21 protein-coding genes are annotated in these 24,056 nt (G+C 60.5%); 13 read left to right on the top strand and 8 right to left on the bottom strand.

The annotated features are described in order from the left end of the window. Positions 1 to 252 precede the first annotated feature (252 nt). From BPHY_RS30285 to BPHY_RS30245, 12 genes are all read left to right on the top strand, one after another. Positions 253 to 1,032, top strand: a complete 780-nt coding sequence (locus BPHY_RS30285; protein WP_012405285.1) for a YoaK family protein — start codon at positions 253 to 255, stop codon at positions 1,030 to 1,032. A 226-nt stretch (positions 1,033 to 1,258) separates the two neighbouring features. After that, positions 1,259 to 1,705 (top strand): hypothetical protein, encoded by a 447-nt coding sequence (locus BPHY_RS30280; RefSeq protein WP_407671294.1) that lies wholly within the window; start codon positions 1,259 to 1,261, stop codon positions 1,703 to 1,705. Positions 1,706 to 1,761: 56 nt separating this feature from the next. Next, positions 1,762 to 2,079: an HPr family phosphocarrier protein gene (locus BPHY_RS40060; protein WP_012405283.1), complete on the top strand. Its 318-nt coding sequence runs from the start codon at positions 1,762 to 1,764 to the stop codon at positions 2,077 to 2,079. A 24-nt stretch (positions 2,080 to 2,103) separates the two neighbouring features. Beyond that, positions 2,104 to 2,352, top strand: a complete 249-nt coding sequence (locus tag BPHY_RS30275) for a hypothetical protein (RefSeq protein ID WP_012405282.1) — start codon at positions 2,104 to 2,106, stop codon at positions 2,350 to 2,352. 72 nt (positions 2,353 to 2,424) lie between these two features. Further along, positions 2,425 to 2,652 (top strand): hypothetical protein, encoded by a 228-nt coding sequence (locus BPHY_RS30270; RefSeq protein ID WP_012405281.1) that lies wholly within the window; start codon positions 2,425 to 2,427, stop codon positions 2,650 to 2,652. A gap of 149 nt (positions 2,653 to 2,801) precedes the next feature. Continuing rightward, positions 2,802 to 2,990: a ribbon-helix-helix protein, CopG family gene (locus BPHY_RS40055; protein ID WP_009770008.1), complete on the top strand. Its 189-nt coding sequence runs from the start codon at positions 2,802 to 2,804 to the stop codon at positions 2,988 to 2,990. A 1,356-nt stretch (positions 2,991 to 4,346) separates the two neighbouring features. Next, the gene (locus BPHY_RS40040) at positions 4,347 to 5,021 is read left to right on the top strand and encodes a BON domain-containing protein (RefSeq protein WP_244257720.1); all 675 of its coding nucleotides are present in this window, start codon (positions 4,347 to 4,349) and stop codon (positions 5,019 to 5,021) included. 776 nt (positions 5,022 to 5,797) lie between these two features. Continuing rightward, complete coding sequence (locus BPHY_RS30265; RefSeq protein WP_012405277.1) at positions 5,798 to 6,334, top strand: flavodoxin family protein; 537 nt, start codon at positions 5,798 to 5,800, stop codon at positions 6,332 to 6,334. A gap of 114 nt (positions 6,335 to 6,448) precedes the next feature. After that, positions 6,449 to 7,030: a CBS domain-containing protein gene (locus tag BPHY_RS30260; protein WP_012405276.1), complete on the top strand. Its 582-nt coding sequence runs from the start codon at positions 6,449 to 6,451 to the stop codon at positions 7,028 to 7,030. Positions 7,031 to 7,778: 748 nt separating this feature from the next. Then, positions 7,779 to 8,627 (top strand): hypothetical protein, encoded by an 849-nt coding sequence (locus BPHY_RS30255; RefSeq protein ID WP_012405275.1) that lies wholly within the window; start codon positions 7,779 to 7,781, stop codon positions 8,625 to 8,627. Between the two features lie 521 nt (positions 8,628 to 9,148). Next, complete coding sequence (locus BPHY_RS30250) at positions 9,149 to 9,943, top strand: N-acyl amino acid synthase FeeM domain-containing protein (RefSeq protein WP_012405274.1); 795 nt, start codon at positions 9,149 to 9,151, stop codon at positions 9,941 to 9,943. A 212-nt stretch (positions 9,944 to 10,155) separates the two neighbouring features. Further along, the gene (locus tag BPHY_RS30245) at positions 10,156 to 13,020 is read left to right on the top strand and encodes a putative bifunctional diguanylate cyclase/phosphodiesterase (RefSeq protein ID WP_244257711.1); all 2,865 of its coding nucleotides are present in this window, start codon (positions 10,156 to 10,158) and stop codon (positions 13,018 to 13,020) included. Between the two features lie 250 nt (positions 13,021 to 13,270). Here BPHY_RS30245 and BPHY_RS30240 read toward each other — a convergent pair whose 3' ends face one another. The 4 genes from BPHY_RS30240 to BPHY_RS30225 all read right to left on the bottom strand — a co-directional run bounded on the left by BPHY_RS30240 (position 13,271) and on the right by BPHY_RS30225 (position 18,858). Then, positions 13,271 to 14,788: an MltF family protein gene (locus tag BPHY_RS30240; RefSeq protein ID WP_012405272.1), complete on the bottom strand. Its 1,518-nt coding sequence runs from the start codon at positions 14,786 to 14,788 to the stop codon at positions 13,271 to 13,273. Between the two features lie 472 nt (positions 14,789 to 15,260). Continuing rightward, positions 15,261 to 16,877, bottom strand: a complete 1,617-nt coding sequence (locus BPHY_RS30235; RefSeq protein WP_041765660.1) for a glycoside hydrolase family 32 protein — start codon at positions 16,875 to 16,877, stop codon at positions 15,261 to 15,263. Positions 16,878 to 16,891: 14 nt separating this feature from the next. After that, the gene (locus BPHY_RS30230) at positions 16,892 to 17,158 is read right to left on the bottom strand and encodes a GntR family transcriptional regulator (protein WP_012405270.1); all 267 of its coding nucleotides are present in this window, start codon (positions 17,156 to 17,158) and stop codon (positions 16,892 to 16,894) included. A 104-nt stretch (positions 17,159 to 17,262) separates the two neighbouring features. Then, complete coding sequence (locus BPHY_RS30225) at positions 17,263 to 18,858, bottom strand: glycoside hydrolase family 68 protein (protein ID WP_012405269.1); 1,596 nt, start codon at positions 18,856 to 18,858, stop codon at positions 17,263 to 17,265. Positions 18,859 to 19,022: 164 nt separating this feature from the next. On the opposite strand from BPHY_RS30225, the gene BPHY_RS30220 reads away from it, so the two are divergent. Continuing rightward, positions 19,023 to 20,039: a substrate-binding domain-containing protein gene (locus BPHY_RS30220; protein ID WP_012405268.1), complete on the top strand. Its 1,017-nt coding sequence runs from the start codon at positions 19,023 to 19,025 to the stop codon at positions 20,037 to 20,039. Between the two features lie 168 nt (positions 20,040 to 20,207). On the opposite strand, the gene argE is transcribed toward BPHY_RS30220, so the two are convergent. The 4 genes from argE to BPHY_RS30200 are packed head-to-tail and all read right to left on the bottom strand — an operon-like array spanning position 20,208 to position 23,886. Continuing rightward, on the bottom strand, positions 20,208 to 21,377 hold the full coding sequence (gene argE / locus BPHY_RS30215) for an acetylornithine deacetylase (protein WP_012405267.1): 1,170 nt from the start codon (positions 21,375 to 21,377) through the stop codon (positions 20,208 to 20,210). Further along, complete coding sequence (locus tag BPHY_RS30210; protein WP_012405266.1) at positions 21,370 to 22,047, bottom strand: DUF1028 domain-containing protein; 678 nt, start codon at positions 22,045 to 22,047, stop codon at positions 21,370 to 21,372. The genes argE and BPHY_RS30210 overlap by 8 nt, the downstream gene beginning before the upstream one ends. 10 nt (positions 22,048 to 22,057) lie before the next feature. Further along, the gene (locus tag BPHY_RS30205) at positions 22,058 to 22,495 is read right to left on the bottom strand and encodes a RidA family protein (protein WP_012405265.1); all 438 of its coding nucleotides are present in this window, start codon (positions 22,493 to 22,495) and stop codon (positions 22,058 to 22,060) included. Positions 22,496 to 22,548: 53 nt separating this feature from the next. Next, positions 22,549 to 23,886, bottom strand: a complete 1,338-nt coding sequence (locus BPHY_RS30200; protein WP_041765658.1) for a flavin-containing monooxygenase — start codon at positions 23,884 to 23,886, stop codon at positions 22,549 to 22,551. Positions 23,887 to 24,056 lie beyond the last annotated feature (170 nt).

Raw genomic sequence — 24,056 nt, 5'->3', positions numbered from 1 at the left:
CAAGCACAGGATCGACGCCAGAAACACACAGTTATCAGTTTATGATAATGGCGTTATCATCGTATCAGCTTTGTCCGCAGGATTCCACACGGCAGCGATGACACGCGCTGCGCTACGGCGCCGTCGTGTTTCACTCCCATCCAATGGCGATCCGTCCTTTAGACCCGAGACCAACGCGACATCCCGACGCGGTGGTATTCACGCCCACACAAGGCCGCATACCCTTCGTGTGACGGCAGGAGTCTTTTACGCATGCCCGCGCACTTCTTTCGAACATTGACCGGAAAGGACCGGAGTACCGAGGCGAACAGGCGCCTCGGGTTTTCCCTTGCGTTCGTGGCAGGCGCGGCGAACGCGGGCGGCTATCTGGCCGTGAAGCAATACACATCCCATATGAGCGGCATTGTTTCCGCGATCGCGGACGAGGCGGTGCTGGGTGATGTCGCGCTGGTGCTTGCCGGTATCGGCTCACTGATCTCGTTTCTGCTCGGCGCTGCCTGCTCGGCGATGCTCGTCAACTGGGGGCGCCGTCAGCGCCTGCATAGTCAGTATGCTTCCCCGCTCATGCTCGAAGCCGCCCTGCTTCTGTGCTTCGGGCTGGTCGGCAGTCATCTGGCTCTGCGGGACACCTTGTTCGTGCCCGCCACCGTCGTGCTGCTCTGCTTCATCATGGGCCTGCAGAACGCCATGATCACCAAGCTCTCAGGCGCGGAAATCCGCACCACGCACATGACGGGCATCGTTACCGACATCGGTATCGAACTCGGCAAACTCTTTTACTGGAACGTGTCGAACGATGATCCTGCCTCGGAGCCCGTTCTCGCCAACCGGGAGCGACTCAAGGTGCACTCCGGCATGCTCGCGAGTTTTTTTGCAGGCGGCATGACAGGCGCCCTCGGTTTCAAGCATGTCGGCTACGCGTCGACCATTCCGCTCGCGGCCGTGCTGACGGCGCTGGCAATCATTCCATTGCTTGACGATCTGCGGGAGCGCCCGTGGCGGCCCGCGCGCAAACCGCAATCTCCCCGGTGAAGAACCGGCAGGGTCGCGCCTGGCGCCCCGTGCCGGCCTGGTAGAGAACGCAGAGCGGCGTCATTCGTGCCGGTCAACACACACATGATATGATAATGTAATTAGCATTTTATTTGCATTTCCGTCCGACGAAATGCGCTGACGGGAGGCTGCCTGGGGCAGGCCTTGAGGCGGTGTGCTGCACAGATATTCGGAACGTGTCCGAAAGACCGGCAAGGAAAAGATCGTGATTGACCCTGGTGCTGCTCTGCTGTCATACGACCACGCATGCCGACTCGTTCGGGACATGAAGGGCGAACACGGCCTGGTCGTGGTCGGCGTCGGCACGGCGGGGGAACGCGGGTTCCAGATGCTTCACCGGTTTGCGGAGATATCCGATAGTCTCGAAGCTCACGGAATCAACATCGTTTTTGTCTATCCGAAGGCATCGGCGCGCCATGTGTTCGACGCAATCTCGATCCGCGGCATCCGGTATCGCGGAAAGCTATGCCTCTTTCTCGACGGCGATGGCCGGCTCTTTCGCAAACCACTACCGCCTAGAGCTGTCCGCGCGGTTTATCTCGACGCCAACATGCGACCGGTCGATACCACATGCGTGATGCTCGACAACGAGACGTGGAACGAAACGTTGAGCACCTTTCTTGCGAATATTGTCGGACGGCGTCTGCACTAGGTCGATTCGAGTCCTATCCACCTGATTGAACTGACGCTCAGGAAAGGAGAAACACTGTGGTAGATGCTTTGATTCGGGTGACGGCCCGATGGGGAGTCGATCAGGCCGTAGCGGCAGAATTCGCGGCAACACCGGCCACGTTTGCAAGCGATGTCATCTGCGCGGCAAATGGTCGCCGTGTCAATGGCAAAGATGCCATGTCGGTCATGTCACTGCGGGCCCGAAGGGACACGCCTGTTCACATTCTCGTGGCAGGCCCTGACGAGCGGGATGCGTTGGAGAACCTTTCGGCCATACTCTGTGCGTCAAGGCACAGGGCAGTGCTCCATATGCAGTCGCGCCCGCAGTGCAGCAATGCCGTCATCAGGCGATGATCCGGAGCGACTGGCGCTGCCGAATTGGAATACACCAATCAGGGCCATCTTGACGATGCAGTCGTCCTGGCACCGGCAGAGGACAGTCCCGAGAACGTCATCGTCTTTGCATGGAAGACGCCGTCGGCATGCCTCCTCTCCCCCGACGAGTCCCTTGCACGAACTCGCCTGCTCGAAACCATGCACGCGCTGAATCTATGCAAAACGGCGATAAAGATCGAAGACAGCAACAGCATCGATTGGGACGAACGCGCGACCTGCGCAGGAACCTGACCAGACGCCCCCTGTCGGATTGAATTCGCGCCGCTTTCGCCATCCTGAACCACGCCACTCCAAGGACGAAACATGACCGAGCCTGTTGACCTCCAGCCCGTCACATTGAGCCATGCGGCGATCTGGGCGCTCGAGCGCCTTTCGCAACCGCGCTATGGCCGCGACACGCCAGCCCTGAGCTGGTCCATCACTCACGAACTGATTCGTGCCGGGTTTGTTGCCGTCTCGGAAAACGGTCGGAGGGCCACGACGCTCACCCAGGCGGGACGCAATTTTCTGCTTGGCCGGACGCGAGTCTGACGCTGCGGTTGCTGCTGCTGGAGGTTGTCAGGACTGCATCTGGACGCACGCGCCGCGCCTGTCGATTTCGCGCGGTCACATCAACTGCTGTAGCGGAAGCGAACAATCTATTATAATTTGATTAACATATTCAAACCTTCGCTACCACCATGGAATCGAAAAGCGCCCGATTGACTGTCCTGATTGACCCAGTAAAAAAAGAAGCGTTCGAGAAGCTCTGCGCCGCACAGGACCTGACACCATCCCAGGTTGTGCGGCAGCTTATCAGAGACTACCTTGAGCAGCATGGCGTGACATGGAAGACGCGCAGCACGATCGGCTCACGTACACGACGATGACAGTGTCTGCCCACTACGCTTAACGAAGCCGTGATCACCCCTCACGCCCCGACTATTACCACCATCAGTGGTACCCAGTTCGGCTGGTAACCAGCCTGTGCGTAGATGTTGAAATGCGGCGAGCGCAGCGCCATGACGCCGCCGGCAACTCATATCCAGGTCGCGTCTTCGCGCGGATGAAACGGGTCGCTGGCCAAACTGCATGTCCACGCCGCCACTCCAATCGTGCCGCGATTGATTGACGCGCCCATACGGCTGCCAGTCCCGGCAGCCGCCGGTTTCGATGGTCCATTGGCCGCGTAGTCCCGTTCCGACCGCGATTACCCCGAGGCTGCCCCCCCCAAGATCGGCCTGCCAGAGTCGATTGCTCTTCGCGACGAAGCTTCTACGCGGCCAGATCACCAGGACTCAAGGCTCCAGCGCGAAGCGGGTGTCGAACGTCAATGGCACGGCTGGACAGACGGTTTGCGCGCCTTGCGAATTTCTCGCCTTGAGGCGCTCATGCTGCGGTTTCTGTGATTCCCATAAGCGGCAGCGCACATAGTTGCCTATCTCTTTCCTGTACGCTGAAGGCTCGAACACATGCCCGATGGGCAATTACTACGGCAGAAGCCCGGCGGCGGCGATCGAGCACATGCCTCCGAACGGGCTTGCTGCACGCGAGAAGAATTCTACTCGTTGCACCATTCATGTTTAGCGATCGATAGAGACTGAAGGAGGGTACGATGGAAAGCTTACCTTATCCGATTCGATACCAGGTTTTTGGCGTCTCTCGACCATCAGATTCCAGCCTGTTTATTGACTATGTCGCGGGGAGCATAGAGCAACGTCGCGCGAATATCATCAGTCTCATTAGCGACGGAGCAGACGCGGCCTTGAAGAGATGGTGCACGTTTGGACACCTTTCAGACTGTGACGTCTTCGAGATCGAGTGTCTTCCAGATCAGGCGTCTGCAGAAGAAGCAGTGCGATTTTGGCGAGCATATTTCGCATCTTTAGGCGAAGAAATCGTTTCGGCGAAACACATATGTAACGATGCTTAACCTAATTGATCTCTAATTCAATGCCGAGGATAACGGTTACGACCTGGTTAGCCTGGTCCGCGACAAGCGAAGGGTCGATTCTGCACGCGCTTTATTCATTTCCCGTACCGGGTTTTCCGCCGCGTCATACACGAAGGCACGCTTCGATATGCATCTCGTTGACGTATGTCAAGAATACATACCCGTTCTGTGAGTCACTGTCATCAATGACCGCCCCGACATCGGCCACGGCCGGTCGGGGCCGCGCCTGCGATTCCTCGCCAAAGCGAACCGCAAGCGCCATAACCTGTCATGAACGGAGGCTTGCGTGGACATGACAACAGCGACCTTTAACATTTCACCGCTCGATTGGCACCTCGCGAATTGCGTCGTCGAGCGCATTCGTCACGATCCTTCTTTATGCGATGAGTCCATTTGCGTTGACGTGCGCGACTCCCGAGCCGTCCTGCGAGGGACCGTATCGAGCTACGCGGCGCGAATTGCAGCATGCGAAGCCGCAGAAGAGACGCAAGGCATTGCGTCCGTCACTGCGGATCTGACCGTCGAAGTGCCTCAGCACTTACGCCGCAGTGATGCTGAGATACGTGACTCTGCGCTCGATGCGCTGAAATGGAGGGCATGCTTGCCATCCGGTGCGGTTACCGTGTCTGTCTGCGACGGGCGCGTTACCCTTTCCGGTCAGGTAGATTGGTCCTACCAACGAAAACTTGCCGAGAAAGTTCTTGTTTCGCTGCCCGGCATCACATCAGTCAGCAATAAACTTCGTGTCAGCGACCGGCAAATCCAGTTGGAGGTTTCAGCACGAATCCGCGCCGCTCTGCGCGTGGCCGCCGAGAAAAGAGCCGACGCAATCAAGGTCGAAGTGCGAGACGGTGTCGTTACATTACGCGGTCAATTGCCTGTCGGCAGAGAGCATGCACTCGCCAGGTCTGCCGCCCTATGCCATTCCGATGTGCGCGAGGTACAGGACGCGCTGCTTACAAGCTGAGCACCACATCTGCAAGACCAGATACTAGCGTCAACGACATTTCATTTGCGCAAGTCGACGTGAAATAGCCGTCGCGCTCACGCTTTAACAGACCAAGCCATTGCAAAGCGTTGTTCGTGGACCCATCGCGTGGTTGTTGCTGTCGCTCCTAACCCTTTTACAGTCGAAGCTGGCCGAATAGCGAGGGCGGCGACAGTCACGCTATGTTCATGGGGCAGCTTCGCATGCGACTTATCGGAGATAGCTTCGCTGCGCATCTCCGCATCATCCTGTGGCTGTTAAATATCGACCCCATATAAGCGATGGCCTGCTTCATCATTCGCCGCCAGCGCAGCGATTCATCGTGACGCAGGCGCAAAACACCCAGACCGACAGCTCGTGCTCAATGTTCACGGGAGGGCGATGTTGTTGGACTGGCGTTCTTTCGCCGTTGACGGCACGCTTAACCGAAGCCTGTGTGGACGGAGTTGTCCGCCGTCCTGTCACCCGATTCGTGTCCCGATGCCCTAGCGGTGCGAGACGTCGGCACTTGATCTCCGTCAATGGTCTACCAACCGGACGTGACACGCTTGAATGCGTGCGGGGACGGCTACCATTGGAAATGAGGACAATCAAGAAAGCCGGCAAGGTCAAGTCGTCTCCTCCGACGTGAAAGAGGAAGGCGTCAACGGCATCCAGACGATAGACGTGCCCCCAGTCTAAACCGTTTCGTGCCGCTAGCGACGATTTGAAAGCCGCCACAGTACACGGGGTCAGGATGTCAGAGGGAGGATGCCATGTCGGGCAACAAGATCCTCGTAGTCTTTTTCAGCCGCACCGGAACGACCCGGAAGATCGCGTCTCTCCTTGCAAACCTCCTCGGTGCGCAAGTCGACGAAATAGTCGCATCCACCGACCGCTCCGGGCCGTTTGGCTATGTGCGGTCTCTTGTCGAAGCGCTCGAACAGCGGCCCGCGCAAATCATCAACTCCACGCGTGATGTCTCAAGCTATGAGCTGGTCGTGATTGGAACGCCCGTCTGGGCCAATTCGATCGCCTCTCCCGTACGGGCATACCTGATCGCCAACCGATCACACTTCAAGAACGTTGCGTTCTTTTGCAGTTTCGCCCGACGCGGTAATCGAAGGGCGCTAGACCAGATGCGCGCGCTCGCGGGAATGCCGGCCCTTGCTGAATGCAGTCTCACAGCGCGAGAAGCGCTACGCGGCGAGTCGAGTGAGATCCTTCGCGAGTTTGTGGAAAGGCTCGAACGCAATCTCGACGCCTTTCGAATGAGCCAGCGTCCACGGTCAACCCTCGCGGCAAAACATTGAGTCCTGCAACGCGTATGCGCACATGCACGCGAAGATAAAACCGTGGTTGCCAGAACGAGCGTCTAAACGCCCGATGTCCGCGTCGAGGCTACCGGCGCAACTCAGGAGGTTCCTATGCTGGTCAAGGAAATCATGCATGCGGCTATCTGCGTGGGTCCGCAAGACAGCCTCATCGCGGCTGCGCGCAAGCTCCGGGACAAAAGGATCGGCTGCCTGCCAGTCTGCGATGGCGGGCGGGCGCTCGGCGTGCTGACTGGCCGGGACATCGCTGTACGCGCCACGGCGCAGGGTCGCAACCTGACCGATATGACGGCGCGCGAAGTAATGAGCGTGGGTGCGCTTTGCTGTTCGCTCGATGACACTGTGGAGCGCGCGGTGCAGTTGATGGAGCAGTTCCACGTGCGCCGCCTGGTCGTGCTCAGCGGCGAGACGCGCGTAGTCGGTGTCATCTCCGCCAGCGACATTTGCGGCTCCCTGTCACATTCACGACCATTGGAAGTCGTCTTCTACAAGGAACTGCTCGACGACTCCGGGCATCCACATCGTAGTGAACTGATGCGCGTACCGATTGCAAGTGGCAGCCGGGAAGAAGCGGCGGTGACGGCGATCCGGGAGTTCGAACAGATCCGGCATGTACGCCACTGGCGTATGGTTGCAGACGGCTATGAACTGGTTAGCGTCGACGTCGACTCGTGACCGCGGTGCATATTCGCGCGGACTGCCACGACGGTGTTTCGTGCGTTTTGGATGACAGCAGGGAAAAGAGTAAGGATCTGCTCAGTCTTGATTCGGAAATGACGCATCTATTGCTGGACAGGCGCGAATCAATTCATACAGCGCTGATGAGTCTTCTGACCGCCGGTAGAGTGATGCCTTGTCGGTTCGGGCAATGTCCTGCGGTGGCGCGGCTAGCGCTGCGAGGATTGTCGGAACAAGGGGGGACGTCTGCCGCTGGTACCAGCGGAACACACCGTCCTACCCGTGACGGCCGGCGCCGCTGCCGTACTTGTCGCGCGGGTTGCCGTCGTCGCGCTCACGAAAGGCGGTGCAACGCTCATATGCCACGGGGGAGCGAGAAAGCCGAATTGGCGACCGCCAGCGCCGCGATCCGGGCCTTGCACGGATGACCAAAGCCCAAGTCGTGACTACAGGCGCAGGGCAAGTACGACAGATGCAGCTATCGCCAGAGCTTGACTTGGAGAATGACGTTGCACAGCTCACAGACCCTCGTCGCTAGCACAAAAAAGGAACCGGCCGCTAAGACGGTGGACGTCTTGTATTAGCTTACGCATCCGCATATAACGAAATACCGGACAGTTTTCCAGCGGTCGGGGCCTCGCGGGTACACCATGCAGTTTGTGAACAACTATCGCAGCGAACTACGGCGTGAGTAGCCAAATCGCCCTGCAGCAGCTTAGCCAGGCAAGGCCCGCAGGAGGCCACCGTGAACGTCCTCGTCGAAGATCGAACCCATACTGCGATCGGTCTATTTGCCCGAAGGATACTGCGGACATCGGCAGTTGTAGTGGCAGCTGCGATCCAGTCAACGGGATGCGGCGGAGGCGGCGATAGCGTATCGGCAAGCGGCTCCGCACTGGTTCCTGGCAGGACTTCCCCCGAAGCGGCCGTGAACCCCAATGTCGTGTCTCTGGATGTCGAGTTCCGTGGCAAGACATACACGCAATGGACAATATCGTTCTGGCAATGGGCGTTGGAGATGCCTCTCGGTCCATTGCCCCACCCGTTCGATGATTGCAGCCGTCGGCCCATCTCCGCTGCGCAAACGGGAAACGTATGGTTCTGGGCCACGCCCAATTCGTCACACTTGACCTGCAATCAACTCGCGACAACAATTCCGGCGGGGACGTCTATCTTCCTGCTGGTGCTCGACGGAGCGTCTATGTTCCTGCCCATGTTTGATGGGCCCACCTCGCTCAATAAGCCCCCCGTCAAAACGTTCACGGCTGAAGAACTTAAAATCTCCAGTGCTTTCGCAGGCGACATCCGCGATCTGTTCTGCACGATTGATGGCGCTCCTGTCGCCAATATCAAGGCGTTTCGTACAAGGACCGGGACCTTCTCATTTTCCGCTCCGAGTCCGTGGATTTTTGGCAATGTCGGAGGGCCGGGAACCTCCATTGCCGACGGTTATTACCTCTTGCTCAAGCCCTTATCAGCCGGGTTGCACACAATCCACTATGGCGGCAAGTTTGTGGTTCCTGCGGGCATCTTTGAATCCGATGAGTCGGTCGTTGGAAAAGACGTCACACTTCTTGTCAGGGTCGGCCCATAAGCGGCAAATCATCGTGTTTGCGCTTACGCCTTCGTCATTGGCCAAGCGTGCCGCCTAGCGCAGGATCACAGACTATCGCGATCCGTGCGCAAGCAGGAACGAATCTGCTCATCCATCGAAAGGCGACGCCTGCGAGTCGGCGTAATCGGGCGATTGCCCTGGAAGCTGTGCCGTAAGCGTTGCCGGACAGGTGCGTCCAGGTGCCGACACACGCCGTGTTCATGAACGGATAACCGGGTCGTTCGCGCCACTGTTCGGGAACAACAGATCCGGATCGTGACGAGAGTCTTTCGAGGCAAATCAGCGGTGACTTCGATGATCCCATGTCTCAATGACGAGCCTGGGTCGCCCGCTCAGTATTCGCCGGGCCGCAAGCGAGTCTGCCAAGGGCCCGCCTCCCGAATGAGTCGGCAATGCATACCACATCTTTGCGTTCATGAGAACCTAGTTCGTCGCGCTCGGAGCGATTTCGCGACTTTCGAGCGCGACGTACTTTTTTCTCAACCACCTATGGGGTAGATATGGACCGCATCGACTCAGTCCTTTTGACGCAAAATGCAGGTTATACGTCGCTCGAAGAAGTCTTTTCTCAGGGCGCCGTCAAGAAAACGGAGAGGTTGCCGTTTACGATTAAGGTGGTAAGCAGTCTGGCGGAGCTGGACAAGGCCGTCGAAATGCGACGTACCGCCTATGGGCGCCACTTGCCGGCATTCGCCGATACGATGGAGGTAGAAGAGCTTGATTCTTCACCTGGCACGGTCGTGCTATTAGCGCAATCGCGGCTGGACGGGGGGCCGCTCGGTACGATGCGGGTACAGACGAACGCATTCAGTCCGCTTGCCGTTGAACAGTCCGTCGACCTTCCCGACTGGCTGCGCCAGGCGCGGCTCGCTGAAGCGACGCGGCTTGGCGTCGCACGCGGCGGCATCGGCCGGATGGTCAAGGTGGCGCTCTGCAAGGCGTATTACATGTTCTGCGTACAGAACAGTGTCGACTGGATGTTGATTACGGCACGTTCACCGCTCGATCGTGAATACGAGGCCATGCTGTTCGAGGATGTGTACGGCCAGAACGAATTTTTGCCGATGACGCACGTCGGTGGATTGCCGCACCGAGTGATGGCGAAGCCCGTCGCTTTAGTTCGCCAGCGCTGGGCCAAGGTCAACCATCCGTTCCTCGGATTCTTTTTTGAAACGGATCACATCGATATCGATGTCCGCGTCCCATCTGCAGAGCATGAAGCCGGCGATCGCACTCAAAGCGGGACACCGGCGGGTAGCGCCGCAGACCTTTTGCGACCGCTGACCGAAGCGTAAGGTAAATTGTCCGCCCGCCGAATAAGATGGGGCGGACTGCATGTCAGTGGCGCTAGCGCGGTGGAGCGCTTGCGCTGCTGACTGTCACGGAATTGGCAATCCAAATGGACGTCATTGAGGAAAAGCAGCAAATGACAGGCGTTAAATGGGCGCTTCTTGATCGGTTGACCGGTTTGGCTTTTCACCGGTTCTCTGTCTTTATAGCGCCTTTCGTGATTGCGCTCGGCAGTATCGCCGTCATGCTCTGGGAGCCGCATCAGTTCGATATGGGCGGAACGGTGCGACTTACCTTTCCCGTTATAGCGGATTCGTCGGCGTCGCTGTCGCCCGCCAATGCCATCGTTCGTCTGCGCGACGCCGCGCCCACTGCGCGTTTCAGTACCCATCTCGCAGAGACGCCCTTCTGGTTCATGCTTACCACGCCTGACGCGACCCGCGAAGAGCCTGCCTACATTGACCTGCCGTCGCGGCATGCACAGACGCTATCTTGTTGGCGCGCGGGCGCCAGCCTTACGTTGCTCGGCGCGGGCGACCGTCATGGAACCAGCGGCAAAGTTCGTTCCAACAAGGCAGGCTTTGCACTCCGCGTTGACGACGCCGTTCCTCATGCACCGATCCTGTGCCGGGCCACATTCTCCGGCCCCGCCTATATCACTGCGTCCGTGTCGAACGAGGACACGCTCGAGACTACCGCCCTCGATTTCCACCAAAGCGCGGCGTTGATCACGGGCGGCCTCCTGACGCTTGCAATCTTCGTGTTCGTCACTGCCATCATCAATCGCGAATGGACGTACGTGATTTTTGCCGCATGGCTTGTCGGCAATCTACGGCTGAGCGCCAACGCCATGGGCTTCGATACAGAATGGCTAGGCCGCATCGTCCCGCCCGATCATATCGCCTTCCTGCGGGAATTCACCTTCGCCGCCTATTACCTGCTAACCACGACATTGTTTGTCGAACTGTTCCGCCGCGAACTTAAGGCAATCGGCCTGCGCTGGAGCCTTCACGCGGTCCGGTATGGCGGCTGCGTGCTGATGGCCGCCGCCTTCGTTCTGGATTACAGGCACTTCATCCCGGTACTATGGATCAGCGCCAGCTTCTGCATACTGGTGCTTACGTACTTTCTGTTCCAACTGGTCGTCAAGGCGCGCTCGCGGACTGTGCTCTGGTACGTCGCGTCAATGGGCATCGTGCTGATCGCAACGCTCTCGGAGGTGCTCGCGGCCGCGTTGGGTCTCAAAGCGCTAGAGGGCAAACTTAGTCCGGTGGTAACAGCCCTCTCGTCGAGTATGCTGTGCGCGTTCGCGATTGCGGAACGTATGCGCGAAGAGCGCGAACGACGCCGTGAAATGCAGATCGAACTGCGCAACACATATGACGTTACCCCAATCGGCCTCTTCACGCTGAACGCGGACAACTGTTTTGTCCGCGCGAACCCAGCTCTACACACGATGTTGGGGCTGCCTCTGGAGCACTATGTCACGCATCGCTGGGCCGACTATTTTGCTCCGGGCGCCGAGGGCGACTTGTATGATCTGCTGGAGCGCGATGAGTCGGCATCGATCGAGATCGACGGCGCAGCCGGCACGAGGGCGGACGGCCGACGCTATTCGCTGCGGGCGATCCGCGCGAACGGGTTTATCGAAGGCTCACTGGAAGATGTGACGGACCGCTCGAAAGCGATAGCGCGTCTGCATTTCCTCGCCGAGCACGATCCCCTCACCGGCCTCCTCAACCGTCTGGGTATCGAACACGCCATCGACCGTCAAAGCAGCCAGAACGGGCCATGGGCGCTTGCGTACCTCGATCTGGACCGCTTCAAGGTGTTCAACGATCTGTTCGGACACGGTACGGGGGATGAAATATTGCGACATGTCGGCGCCCGTCTGGTTGAGCGTCTCGGCCCCCACGTTCCCATCGGTCGGATCGGCGGTGACGAGTTCGTCTGCGTGCTCTCGAACATGACCATTGACGAAGCGATTGCGAGGTGTCGAGAAATTGTCGATGCATTAAACTCCGCCCCGGTTCCTGTCAACACGCGTGCGTTTCAGGTCAGGGGGTCCATTGGCGTGGTCGAATGCACGGAAGGTGAACGGGTTCTCGACGCCCTCGCTTATGCCGACCGCGCGTGTCGCGCTGCGAAACGCGGCGGCAGTGCGCGGCTCGTCGCATTGCGCAGGGGGGCGCCGGCATTCGAGGAGCGCACCGCCGAGATCAATCTGATTGAAGCGCTCGGGCAACGCCGGTTGCCTGAGGGATTGTTCCTCGTGATGCAACCGATCATGTCGATGCGCGAACCAACGCAAGCACTCGATTTCGAGGTGCTACTGCGCATGCGTTCGCCGGACGGCGCAGTCGCGACAGCCGGGAAGCTGATTGCTGCCGCGGAGGACTCCGGCACCATTGTGGAAATCGATCGCTGGGTGCTCTCGACGACGCTCGCATGGCTCAGCGACAATCGCGCGTCGCTTATCAACACCCGGTTCGTGTGTGTGAACCTGAGCGGCGGTTCGCTCAACGACGAGCACTTTCTCGGCGAGCTGTTTGACCTCCTCTCGCGTTACGAAGACGTCGTCCATTTGCTTTGTATCGAAATCACCGAAAGTGTCGCGCTACACGATCTCGAGCATACGGAGCGCTTTATTGCGCGCGTTCACGACATGGGCGCAAAGATTGCGATCGACGATTTCGGTGCGGGCCACACATCGTTGCGCTACCTGAAGAAACTGTCGGCCGACGCACTCAAGATCGACGGCGAATTCGTGCGCACGATGTGTAATCATCCGGCCGACATTGCGATCGTCGAAGCGATGATCAGCCTCGCACACAATCTCGGCATGCGAAGCATTGCGGAGTGGGTGGAAGACCTGGAGACCTTACGTGCGCTGGATGAACTCGGCGTCGACTACGTGCAGGGCTTTGCGATCGCAAAGCCGCAGCAGACGGACGCCATTCTTGCGGCGTCTTGTGCTGCGAGCTTCGTGACGAACACCGAGATCACGCATTATCTGCAGACGGAGAGAACGGAGCAGCGAGGCGCCGGCGAACTTCGTGTGGAACGGGAAGGCACAGTTTAAGGCCGTGCTATAGAGATGCCGCTCACCGCGGCGTCGCTGCTGGCCTCTCTCCGACCGAGCCTTTGCGGCTACCCGCGCTACCGTGTTCGCCGACCTCATCGGACACGGTTTCTGCCCAGACGCTTCGCAACATGGATGGCTGCGTCCGCCAGTCGGAGCGAGATTCGCGCGATGCCGCGAATGGCTCCGTCGACATCCCGGGCAAATTCAGCAATGCATAGCTGCTGGCCACGCGCGTGGCGCCATGTGCTCAGCGGCGCAGTTGCTGAACCGTACGCGTCCGCTGCGCCTGCGCTTCCTTGAGGAGGTGATAGGACGCGTAGTACTTGTAGATGTTTCGCACATAAGTGGTCGTCTCGATGCCGATCTTCTCGGCCACCACGACTTCGACGTTGTTGAACCAGACGTCAGGATCCAGGCCGCGGGTCGCAGCCTCCTTGCGCATCTTCGCAATGTTTCCCGGTCCGGCGTTATAGCTGGCGAAGGCGAAGAGCGGCCGGTCGACCTCGGAAAAATGAGCATCCTTGAAATAACGGGTCATCAGCTGATCGAGATACTTCGCGCCAGCATGAATGTTCGACTCTGCAACCTTGATGTCTCCAACGTTGAGTTCCTTGCCGGTGGTCGGCATCAGTTGCATGATGCCGACCGCCCCCACCCGGCTCTTCGCATCCTGATTGAGTTGCGATTCCTGAAATCCCTGGGCCGCGAGCATCAACGGATCGAAATCGTATTGCTGGCCGTACTTCTCGAAGAATGCCACGGTCTGTTTGAATCGCTTCAGCTCGGCGCTTTCCATGTTGTTGTGGATCTGCTTGACACCCTGCACGTACTGCTTCAGGCGGATCTCCGCTACGCTATGCTTCCTGATGAACTTCTCATAGAAGTTGCTGATCACCGCCTGCAACTGAGGACTGTTCTTGCGAATGGCCCAGCCAATGACGCCTCCCTCGCGCACCGCGATATTTTCGTGCACCTTGATTTGCGGAAGCATCTGCGCCCACATGCGCGCCTTCCAGTCATCGACGATGAGTATCTGGAGCAGGCCGATGTTCAGCATCTCCATCGCATCCTCATCCTCGAGCGCGTCCGGCAGCAGCACGATCCGCACCGGCTGCTTGCCGGCTTGCCGGAAGCGGGTATTCAGGGCAACCAGGCTCTCGTAATAGCTGCTATGGCGGCGAACGTCGACTGTCTTGCCGCTGAGGTCGTCGAGGGTGGACAACGCAGGTGACTTGGGGCCCGTCAAAACGAGTTCGCGCGTTGGCTTGAGCGCATGTGCAGTAACGAAGTCGGCCTGCTTCAGGCGATCATCGGTCACCGTCAGGTTGCCGACTGCAATATCGCCAATGCCTTCTGCGAGGCCGGGGAGCAGCCGGTCGCGTGTCGTCGGGATCATGACGACGGTGACGGGACGCTTGCCGAGGCGATCGGCGTAGGTCTTGTTGACGAATCGTTCAAAGTCGCGCACGGTGTCCGCCGCCACTCCGCGCTCGTGTCCACGGTCATTGAAGTACAACGTGCGGCTAAAGGGCGCGAGAACGCGAATCATGCGGCGCTGAAGCATCGCGTCAAAATCGCCTCGCCAAGGCTTGTTGGTCAGATCGATCCGCCGCGCCGCATTCGCGGCGGCCGGCGCGGAAGCCGCTGACGCGGGCGCCGCCGCTGATCGCGCAGACACCGGCTGGACGGCAGTGCAAAGCGCACACCACACGCAGAGTGCAACTCCGAACAGGGTTGATACCAGCCACGCACGCGCGATACGCATGATACACACCGCTTTCGTCCTGGCGCGCCGGGCCGTTTGGACAGTCGCCACGCGGACGTAATGATCTGAGCTTTCGAGGCGTTCGTTTCGCGTCCCGGCCTCGACTCTTACAGGATAGTTGCGCATGGAAGCGGTTCAAGACCTGGAAGCGCGAGGATGACGGCGTTCTATCGTGGCAGGACCGCCGAACTGTGCTCACGCGAGCCTATCCAGTTCGTGCGGTGTCCCGGGAAAACCTGTAGCTGGCATAAAGCGCTCACGCCCGCGTGTCAACGCTCGCTCGCACCGCTGGCATATCAGAGAGTGGGCTGATTTTCTGCGCCCGGAGTGCGTCAAAGAACACCTGAACTTTCAACCCGCCCGCCATCGGTTGCCTGCATCGAATGCAGTATCAAGACCGATGACAATGCCTGATCCCCTGGCTCGACAGGCATGCACGGCGGTTCTTCCATACGGACGCGTGACCACGCCATCAATCCATGTCCGTAATCGCGACGTCACTGAATCTGGCATCGCCGCCTTCCGCGAAAACGCGGACATGATCGTCGCCGGGTGCCGGGAAGATCAGGTCCGTGATGACCGTGCGACCGTGATCGGCAAACACCTCAACCGAATTGCGGTCGATCACCACCTGCAGATCAAGCCTGCCGTCGTGCAACGGAAGATTGACAATGTGTGCTTTGCTGAATGCGCCCGAAAACCATGTGTTGCCCGAACGCGACCGGTCCAGGTTCAGCGTCTGCGTGCTGGTGTCGTAGAAGATTCGCGTACCTACGTCACCATTTGCCGAAGCTCGCACGATCAGACCGGCGCGATGTGCCGTGCCGGGCCGGATGGTGAGATCGATGTTCTGCACGGCGCCACGCGCCGATGGCGCAAGGTCGCGCGCGGCCGACGACACGTCGAATGCGTCGATGCGCGTGGCGGGGCGCTGCTTCACCATCGACACATACGATGACGGCGGCACCGATGTCAGTTGCGGCCTGCCGTCGATCGTCTTCAGCGCGAGTTCGCGCGGCAATGCCATCGCGCCTTTCCAGGGCGCGGTCGGCGCGTGGCTCGCGTAATCCCAGTTGCTCATCCAGCCGATCGTCACAGCCGTGCCGGACGGCGCGTTCGAAAACGTCCCTGCCGCATAGTAGTCCGCGCCATGATCGAGCCACTGGTACCGCGCGGGATCGGAGCTGGCGGGCACTACGTCGTCCGCTACGAAGCGCGTGCCGTCGAACTGCCCGACGAAATACATTGCGCCCGATCCACCCGCGATCGACCACGGGTTCACGTTGACAATCATCACCCACTTCGGCCGTGACGGGTCGCCGTCGAGTGGCAGCGCGAACAGGTCTGGCATTTCCCACAGCGCGCCCCGATGCGGCACATCGGGCAGCGTGAAGTCGCTCAGAAACGTCCAGTCGATCAGATTGTCGGACCGGTAGAACTTGACGACTTGCGCATCGGCGACAACGGTGGCCATCAGCCAGTAGCCACCAGGCGCGAACCAGGACACCTTCGGATCACGAAACTGCTTTGACTCGGGACTTAGCGTCAATACCGGGTTGTGCACGTACGGTTGCCACGTCATGCCGTCATCGGTGCTGTATGCAATTGACTGCGCCTGCACACCAGCTTCATGACGGGAGCCCGCCTTATAGACGCTCGTATAGAGTGCGACGAGCGGCGGCCTCTTTGCCGTTCCGAGCCCGGACGTGTTGCGGGCATCGACGACGACTGAACCGGAGAAGATCTCCTCGGTCTGGTTTGCGCGCAGAGCGACGGCGTGCTCATCCCAATGAATCAGGTCGCGGCTTGTCGCGTGTCCCCACGACATGTCGCCCCAGAAGTTGCCGTGCGGGTTGTACTGGTAGAACAGGTGATACAGCCCCTTGTAGTAGACGAGGCCATTGGGGTCGTTCATCCAGTTACGTTGTGGCGTGTAGTGAAGCGCGGAGCGCCATTGCGGCGTGTCCGCCGCGCTCTGGGCAAGGGACGAAGAGGTTGGCACGCATGCGGTGACGGCGGCCAGCGCGGCAAAGAGCCACGACGACAGCACGCGCGAGCTGAAGAAGAATCGGTGTTGCGAGTCGTGCATCGAATGTCGTCTTATCAACTATGGCGTTCCCGCCCGGAAGATCCACTCACGACCGTGCCGTGCCGGCGATTGCCGGCAGTCAGGCCGCGGCGCGCGGTCTCGCGCAACGCCCGGTTGACCGTATTGACGTGCAGACCCAGAAAATCGGCGAGCAGACGTTGTGGTGGCAACGCATCGCCAGGTCGCAACGTGCCCGCGTCAATCGCGGCTTCGATTTCGTGGACCACCTCCAGATACACGGGACGCTTGCGGGTGGTCAATTCGGGAATCCAGAACTTCATGGCGGCACTCACATAGAGCGACCGCGCACGCACATCGGCGGCGCGAGCGGATCGGGACCGTCGAGGCTTGCAGCAAACGGCGGCCGCAAGCCTCATGAGCAGGCTTACTGGCTGTTGCCGCCCTGCCCGTTTCCATTGCCGGGCGCCGACTGGTTTGCGGGAATGTCGCCGTAGCCGCCGAGACCGCCCTTGCCATACGTCCGGTCCACGACCGTCGTGTCACCGTTGATGTTGATCTTGACGGTCGGCGCAAGCGTGCCGCCGCGCCGCGAGCCGATTGCATCGATAAACGACTCGACGAGACCACCCGGCATCACGTAGTGCGAGTACGACTGGAACTCGCGCGGGTTCTGGTTCGGGTCCTGCGCGTACGGCGCACCCGCCGGGGCGGAAAAGTCGGTCGGGTTGCCGAGTACGAGGCCGCTGCCGCCGTTCAGCGGCAAGAAGTCGCTGCGGATGCCGTTGCCGACGAAGCCGTAGACACCGTCCGGTCCGTCAACGCCTGCTGCCATCGTTGTGCGGTGGCTGATCGTGAACAGGTAGTACTTGCCGTCCTTCAGGTAAATCTGCGGGCGCTCGGTCTGATCATCGACGCAGTTCGCCGACAGGATCGGTGGCAGGAACTTCCATTCGGTCAGTTGCGGATTCGTCGCGACCGCGAGACCAACATTGGCCTTCTGATACGCCGCGCCCGAGTTCATCACCGCGTTCAGGTCTTCCCGTTGCGGATCGTTCGGCGCATAGCCGAGGTCGGCTTCCGTACAGGTGCGCGCGCCGCGCGGACCGCCCGTGTTGCCTTCGAACACCATGTAGGTCTTGCCTGGATGCGCGGGATCGATGAACACGAACGGATCCCGGTATGAGAAGTAGGTGTTCTGCTCGCCGGTCTGGTAGTAGGTGCCGTCCGGCTTGAGCAATGCCTGGTGATCGTCGAAGCCTGAGAACCACACATGACTGTCGTCGGCGTGGATGTGACCGTCGGCGCGCGTGATGATCGCCTGCGGCGGCGTAATGTCGGCGCCGCCGGGGGCCGAACGGTTGAACGACGTCGCGGTGTAGTAGAGGCTGACGTTGTCGCCGTGCGTGAGACGCGCCGAGCCCGACCATTCGGCGTTGTCGGTCATCGGCGACGTGCCGAATACCTTGACGCTCGCACCGTCCGGGAACAGATGGCCGCCCCAGGTCCAGCCGCCGTTCGCGGGTCGCTGCGATGCGGGAATGCCCGCGCGGCGGTAGAAGAAGCCGATGCGCGCGTGAACGTGACGGTCGTCGAACGTATAGCCGGCATGCGGATCGGCCGTCAGCGAAAAGATCACCTCCCAGCCCTTGTACGCCAGCTGGTTCGCCCGCATGTCGGCCAGCGGCCACGTGTCCCACACCCAGACGTTCGGATTGATCAGCGGGAAATCCTGCGGGATGTCCGGCATGGTCAGCGAAAGCGGCAGCGAGTTCTTGTCCGCCGCCGTCGCGGCATGCGACTGCGCCTTGATCTGACGGATGTCGGCACGGGTCCAGCGCATCGTGAAACTGCTCTCGGGGTCGTATGCCTGCTGCGAGTGCGGCGTCGGCGCGGGGAAGCCTGGCGTTGCAGTCTGAGCCAGCGCCGGTAGGGCAACAGCCGACAGCACCGCTGCCGACAGGAAGTGCGCGCGCAGCCGGGGGGTGATCCGGGGGACCCGCGGGTGGTGGCCAACGTTCATGTGAGCGTCCTCGAGGTTAAGTTACTGAATATTTCCAAATCGGTTTGGATCTTAGGCCAAACCGGTTTTGAAGTCAAAAAGCAATTTAATACCGTAGAATTAGCGGGTCTTCTCATCACATCGACACAGTGGCGTGGTGAGAGACGCAAAACCGCGAGGGATGAGTGGCGAAAACAAATCTGAAGGCGCTGGCGAGCGCGTTGGGTCTGTCCAGGACGACGGTCAGCCGTGCACTGAACGGTTATGACGATGTGAGCGAGGCAACTCGACAGCGAGTGATCGAGGCCGCACGGGCGCTCGGCTACCAGGCGGATCCGACAGCGCGCAGGCTGGCGACGGGTCGCGCCGACGCGATTGGCATCGTGTATCCGTTCGGTGCCGGCGATCTGGGCGATCCTCGTTTTTGCGAGGTCGTGGCGGGTATTACCGAGGCGCTCGGCGAACGTGACATGGACCTGATCATTGCATCTGCGCGGCCGAACGCAGAGCTGGAAACCTATCGGCGCCTTGTGGAAGGCCGGTCGGTCGACGGCCTGATCGTCGCGCGCACGCTAGTGAACGACAGGCGGATCGCGCTTCTCCAGGAGTGGGACTTTCCGTTCGTCGCCTACGGCCGCACCCATAGCGCGCGGCCGTACTGGTGGTTTGACTTCGACAACGAAGCGGGCGCGCGAGCCGCGACGCAGCGGTTAATCGAGTTCGGCCATCGCCGGATTGGGCTGATCAGCGCGCCGCTTGCGATGACTTTTGCGGCTCAGCGTCGGGCGGGCTTCATCAGTGCGTTGCAAAGCGCGGGCATTGATCCCTCGCCTAAACTGATGATCGAGTGTTCGTTTGACAGTGCAGGCGGTCACGATGCGGCGACCACACTGTTGAATCTCGCCAAACCACCGAGTGCGGTACTCGTGGACAACAACCTCGCAGGCGTGGGTGCGTTTCGCGCGATCGTCAACAGCGGGCGCAAGCCTGGCGGCGACGTCTCGCTGATTGTCTATGACGGTGTGCCTGCGGAGGTCTCGCATCCGTACGCAGTGACGGCCGTTACGCAACCGACGGGCCATGCATCGGGAAAAGCCATAGCCGAACTCGTATTGGACGCGATCAGGGATCGGGACCGTTGTGCGCATCGGCTTGCGTTACCCCGCATCGAGCCAGGCAATACGGACGGCCCGGCAGATTGACGTCGGGTTGGCGAACCGACATCTTGGCCCTCCACGTTGAAGTCCATCTCCAATACGTTCGCGAACCCGATGGTCGATGCTGCCCAGGCATACCACCCAAGCCGTTCCAGCGTGTCGTAGATGGCGCCGCAGCCGTATCTCGACAGCCACAACAGGCTCGGGTTCGAATCACGATCCGAATGGTGTCGAGAGGTAATCCGCCAGCCGCGCCAACAGCGCATCGCATCCCGCGATCTGTCCGACTGTGACGAACTCGTCCGGCTTGTGTCCCTGGTCCATGCTGCCTGGTCCGCAGACCACAGTGGGAATGCCGGCTTCATTGAAGAGGCCGCCTTCGGTTCCGAACGCAACCGTGCCGAACCCATTCGAACCGCAAAGCAGCGCGAGCAGCCGTGCCGCGTCGCTGTCAGGCGGCGTTGCGAGTCCCGGATAGGCCGAGAGCGACGCGAAACGAATGTCCGTGGCGGCGTTCACCGCGCGCATCTTCGGCAGCAAGCAGGTCTGCGCAAAAGTTTGCAGTTCATCGGCAACCTCGGTTGCGTCGTACCCAGGCAGCGCACGCACTTCGAAATCGAACTCGCATTCGGCGGGTACGATGTTCAATGCGCGACCGCCTTTGATCACACCTGTCTGCACCGTCGAGTACGGCGGATCGAATCGTTCGTCGTGGCGCTCGGGCGCGGCCAGTTGGTCGCCGATCTCTTCAAGACGATTGACGAGACGCGCCGCATATTGAATCGCGTTGACGCCGTTCGGTGCGTACGCCGAATGACACGGTGCGCCCTTGACCTGGCAGCGCATCGCCAGCTTGCCTTTGTGACCCAGCACCGGTTTCAGTTCCGTCGGTTCGCCGATCAGGCACAGCGCGGGCTTGTGCGCACGCTGCGCCAGTTCCGCTAGCATCGGCCGCACGCCCAGACATCCCACCTCCTCGTCATACGAAAACGCGAGATGCACCGGCACCCTCAGATCGCGCGCCACGAAGGTGGGCACTGCCGCCAGCGCGGATGCGATGAACCCTTTCATATCGGCCGTGCCGCGCCCGTACAGCCGCCCTTCGGTCTCGCTCAGGCGGAACGGCTCGACGGTCCACGGCTGGCCATCGACGGGCACCACATCGGTATGCCCGGACAGCACGATGCCGCCGCCTTCGTCGGGGCCGATCGTTGCGAACAGATTCGCTTTCGTGCGCCCGGCGTTGTAAAACAGGTCGCTTCGAACGCCGAGATCGCCGAGGTAGTGGCGAATGAAATCGATCATCGCCAGATTGGAGTCGCGGCTGACCGTGGGAAATCCGATCAGCCGCTCGAGCAGCGCGCGGCTCGACGTATCACTCATCGCCCGGTACTCCGTAGCTCGGCGCGGCTGTCGGATCGAGCGCACGCGTCACATAGTCCAGCATTTGCGGCTTATAGGCCTGCCATAGCCCGTCGAGCCGGCCGACAGGATCGTCGTCGGCCCAGTCGACACGCAAGTCGACGATCGGCCAGATCAGATCGCCAACGATCTTCAGTGCCGCCGAATGCACGGGCCCCGCTTCGCCGCCTGCGGCAATGGCGGCATGCATCGCCGCGAGCAACCGGTCGGCGAGCATGCCCGGCGCGTTCCCGAATGCAGGGATCATCGCCTCGATCACATCCGTGCCCGCCAGCATGTTGCCCGCTGCCACGCATTGCGAGCCCGCCACCGCGTGATACGTGCCCAGCGCTTGCTTGCCGCTGAAGAACGCAGTACGCCCTCGACTGTCGATCACCGTGACCTGTCGATATTCGCTCCATTCGCTCGCACCGAGCGCACGGTCCAGCGCGGCAGCGGGTTCCAGCTTTGCGTGCTCCAGCAGATCGAGAATCTGCGGACCGAGCGCGGGCAGCGTCACGTTCTGCGTCGCCACTGCGCCGACGCCAGCGCGCAGCCACGGACAGCGCGCGCCTACCGCGATGCTCGAAGAACTGATTGCAATGCCGAGCTGCCCCGTTTGCGCGCAACGTCCGACGATAGAAAACGTCATGTCGCGCTCCTCACGCCTGGGCCGGCGTCCAGCCATCCGGAATGACCGCGATCACGTCGATTTCCATCAGCCATTGCGCCTGGCCCAACGCCGTCACCACGAGGCCCGTCGAAATGGGAAACACGCCCTTGAGCCACTTGCCGACTTCCTGGTACACCGGCTCGCGATAGCGGATGTCGGTAAGAAACGTGGTGGTCTTCACGACATGCGAGAGGTCGCTGCCCGCTTCTTCGAGCAACTGCTTGACGTTCTTCATCGCCTGCTCGGCCTGCGCGCGCGGATCGCCAAGCCCGACGAGACGGCCATCGAAGTCGGTACCCACCTGGCCGCGCACGTAGACCGTGTTGCCGGCGCGCACCGCCTGACACAGGTCGTTGTCGAGCGACTGATTCGGGTACGTGTCCTTCGTGTTGAACATGCGGATACGGGTATGCGTAGGTTGGCTCATCGATACACCTTGATACGGATAAAAGAAGAATGCGGCTCTGGTTCGTGGAGGTTTCAGCTCAGGTTCATTTCGCTGACCTTGCGAACCTTCGGTTCGGTTGCGCCCGTCTCGCGTTGCGGCTGCGCGTGAGAGTGCGCCGCATCGTAGTAAGCAAGGTATTTGCGCTGCGTGGCGATGTGATCGGCAATATGCTTTGCGTCGTGCCAGACGCCCCAGATGAACGCCGAGCCGCGGCGCGACAGCCACGGAAGACCGAGAAAATAAATCCCCGGTTCTTTCGACACGCCGCGCTGGTGCTTCGGTTTGCCCTTCTCGTCGAACGCATCGACTTGCAACCAGCCGAAATCGACGGCATAACCGGTTGCCCAGATGATCGACGTCACGCCCGCCTCGACCAGATCGAGTTCGAAAATCGGGTCGATCAGACAAGCCGGATCGGGCGGAATGATGCGCGCCTCAGGTTCTTCGGGAAGCGCCAGGCCGTTGCGCACGGCATAGGCATCCGCTGCATCCAGCAGCGACAGATAGTTCTCGTCGCCGCGTGCGATGTTGTCCGCCAGATCGGCGTTGAAGGTCACGACCGTGCCGTCGAATGATTTCGTCAAACCGACCAGCGTCACGCCCTGATGCGCGAGACGGCGGAAGTCGACGGTATGCCCGCCACGCGCGCCGCTCACGGCGATCGTCACGTGCTCTTTGCCGGGGCGCATCACTTCGGCATCCCATTCGCCAAGCACGCCGAGCCACCAGCAGAAATCGCGGCCGCGATACGCGCGCGGTGGCCGGTCATGCGGACCGACCGACAGATACACGCGCCTGCCCGCGCGCTGCAGTTCATCCGCGATCTGCACGCCGGACGAACCCGCTCCCACGACCACCACGTTCCCTTCAGGCAGTTGCTGCGGATTGCGATAGTCGGCGGAATGAATTTGCGTGAGACGCTCCGACTTCGGCGCAATCGCGGGAATGACCGGGCGCTGGAACGGGCCCGTCGCCACGACGACGCGACTGGCTTCGAACGTTCCGTCGGACGTCTCGACGGTAAAGCCCTGGTGGCCCACATTACGCACGACCTTCTTCACTTCGACGCCGGTTCGGATCGGCGCATTGAATTGCTTCGCGTACTCGACGAAGTAATCCGCGACCTGCTCTTTCGATGCGAAGCCGTCCGGGTCGACTTCCGGGAACTCGCGATTCGGAAAGCGATCGTGCCAGGCCGGGCCATTGGCGACCAGCGAATCCCAGCGTCCCGTGCGCCACCGCTCAGCGATGCGCGCGCGTTCCAGAACCAGATGAGGCACGCCGATATTGCTCAGGTGTTCGCTCATTGCGATGCCAGCCTGTCCGGCGCCGACCACGAGCGTATCGATTGACGTTGTTTTCACTGCCATGTGCAAAGTCCTTCTCAAAGGCGGTTTGATCCCATCCGTCATGGCTACGCACTCCATGCACGCGAAGCAGCATCTCGACGGCGGCGGTGCCGTGAACCCGTTGTCCCGCTGCAGAATCTACGCGCGCCTCTAGAATCCGAAAAATATATTTAAAAAATGCAGGGCATCGG

It is taken from the genome of Paraburkholderia phymatum STM815 (genome assembly GCF_000020045.1).
Lineage (GTDB): Bacteria > Pseudomonadota > Gammaproteobacteria > Burkholderiales > Burkholderiaceae > Paraburkholderia > Paraburkholderia phymatum.
The sequence above is the reverse complement of the archived record's forward strand: the minus strand, read 5'-3'. Positions and strand labels throughout refer to the sequence as shown.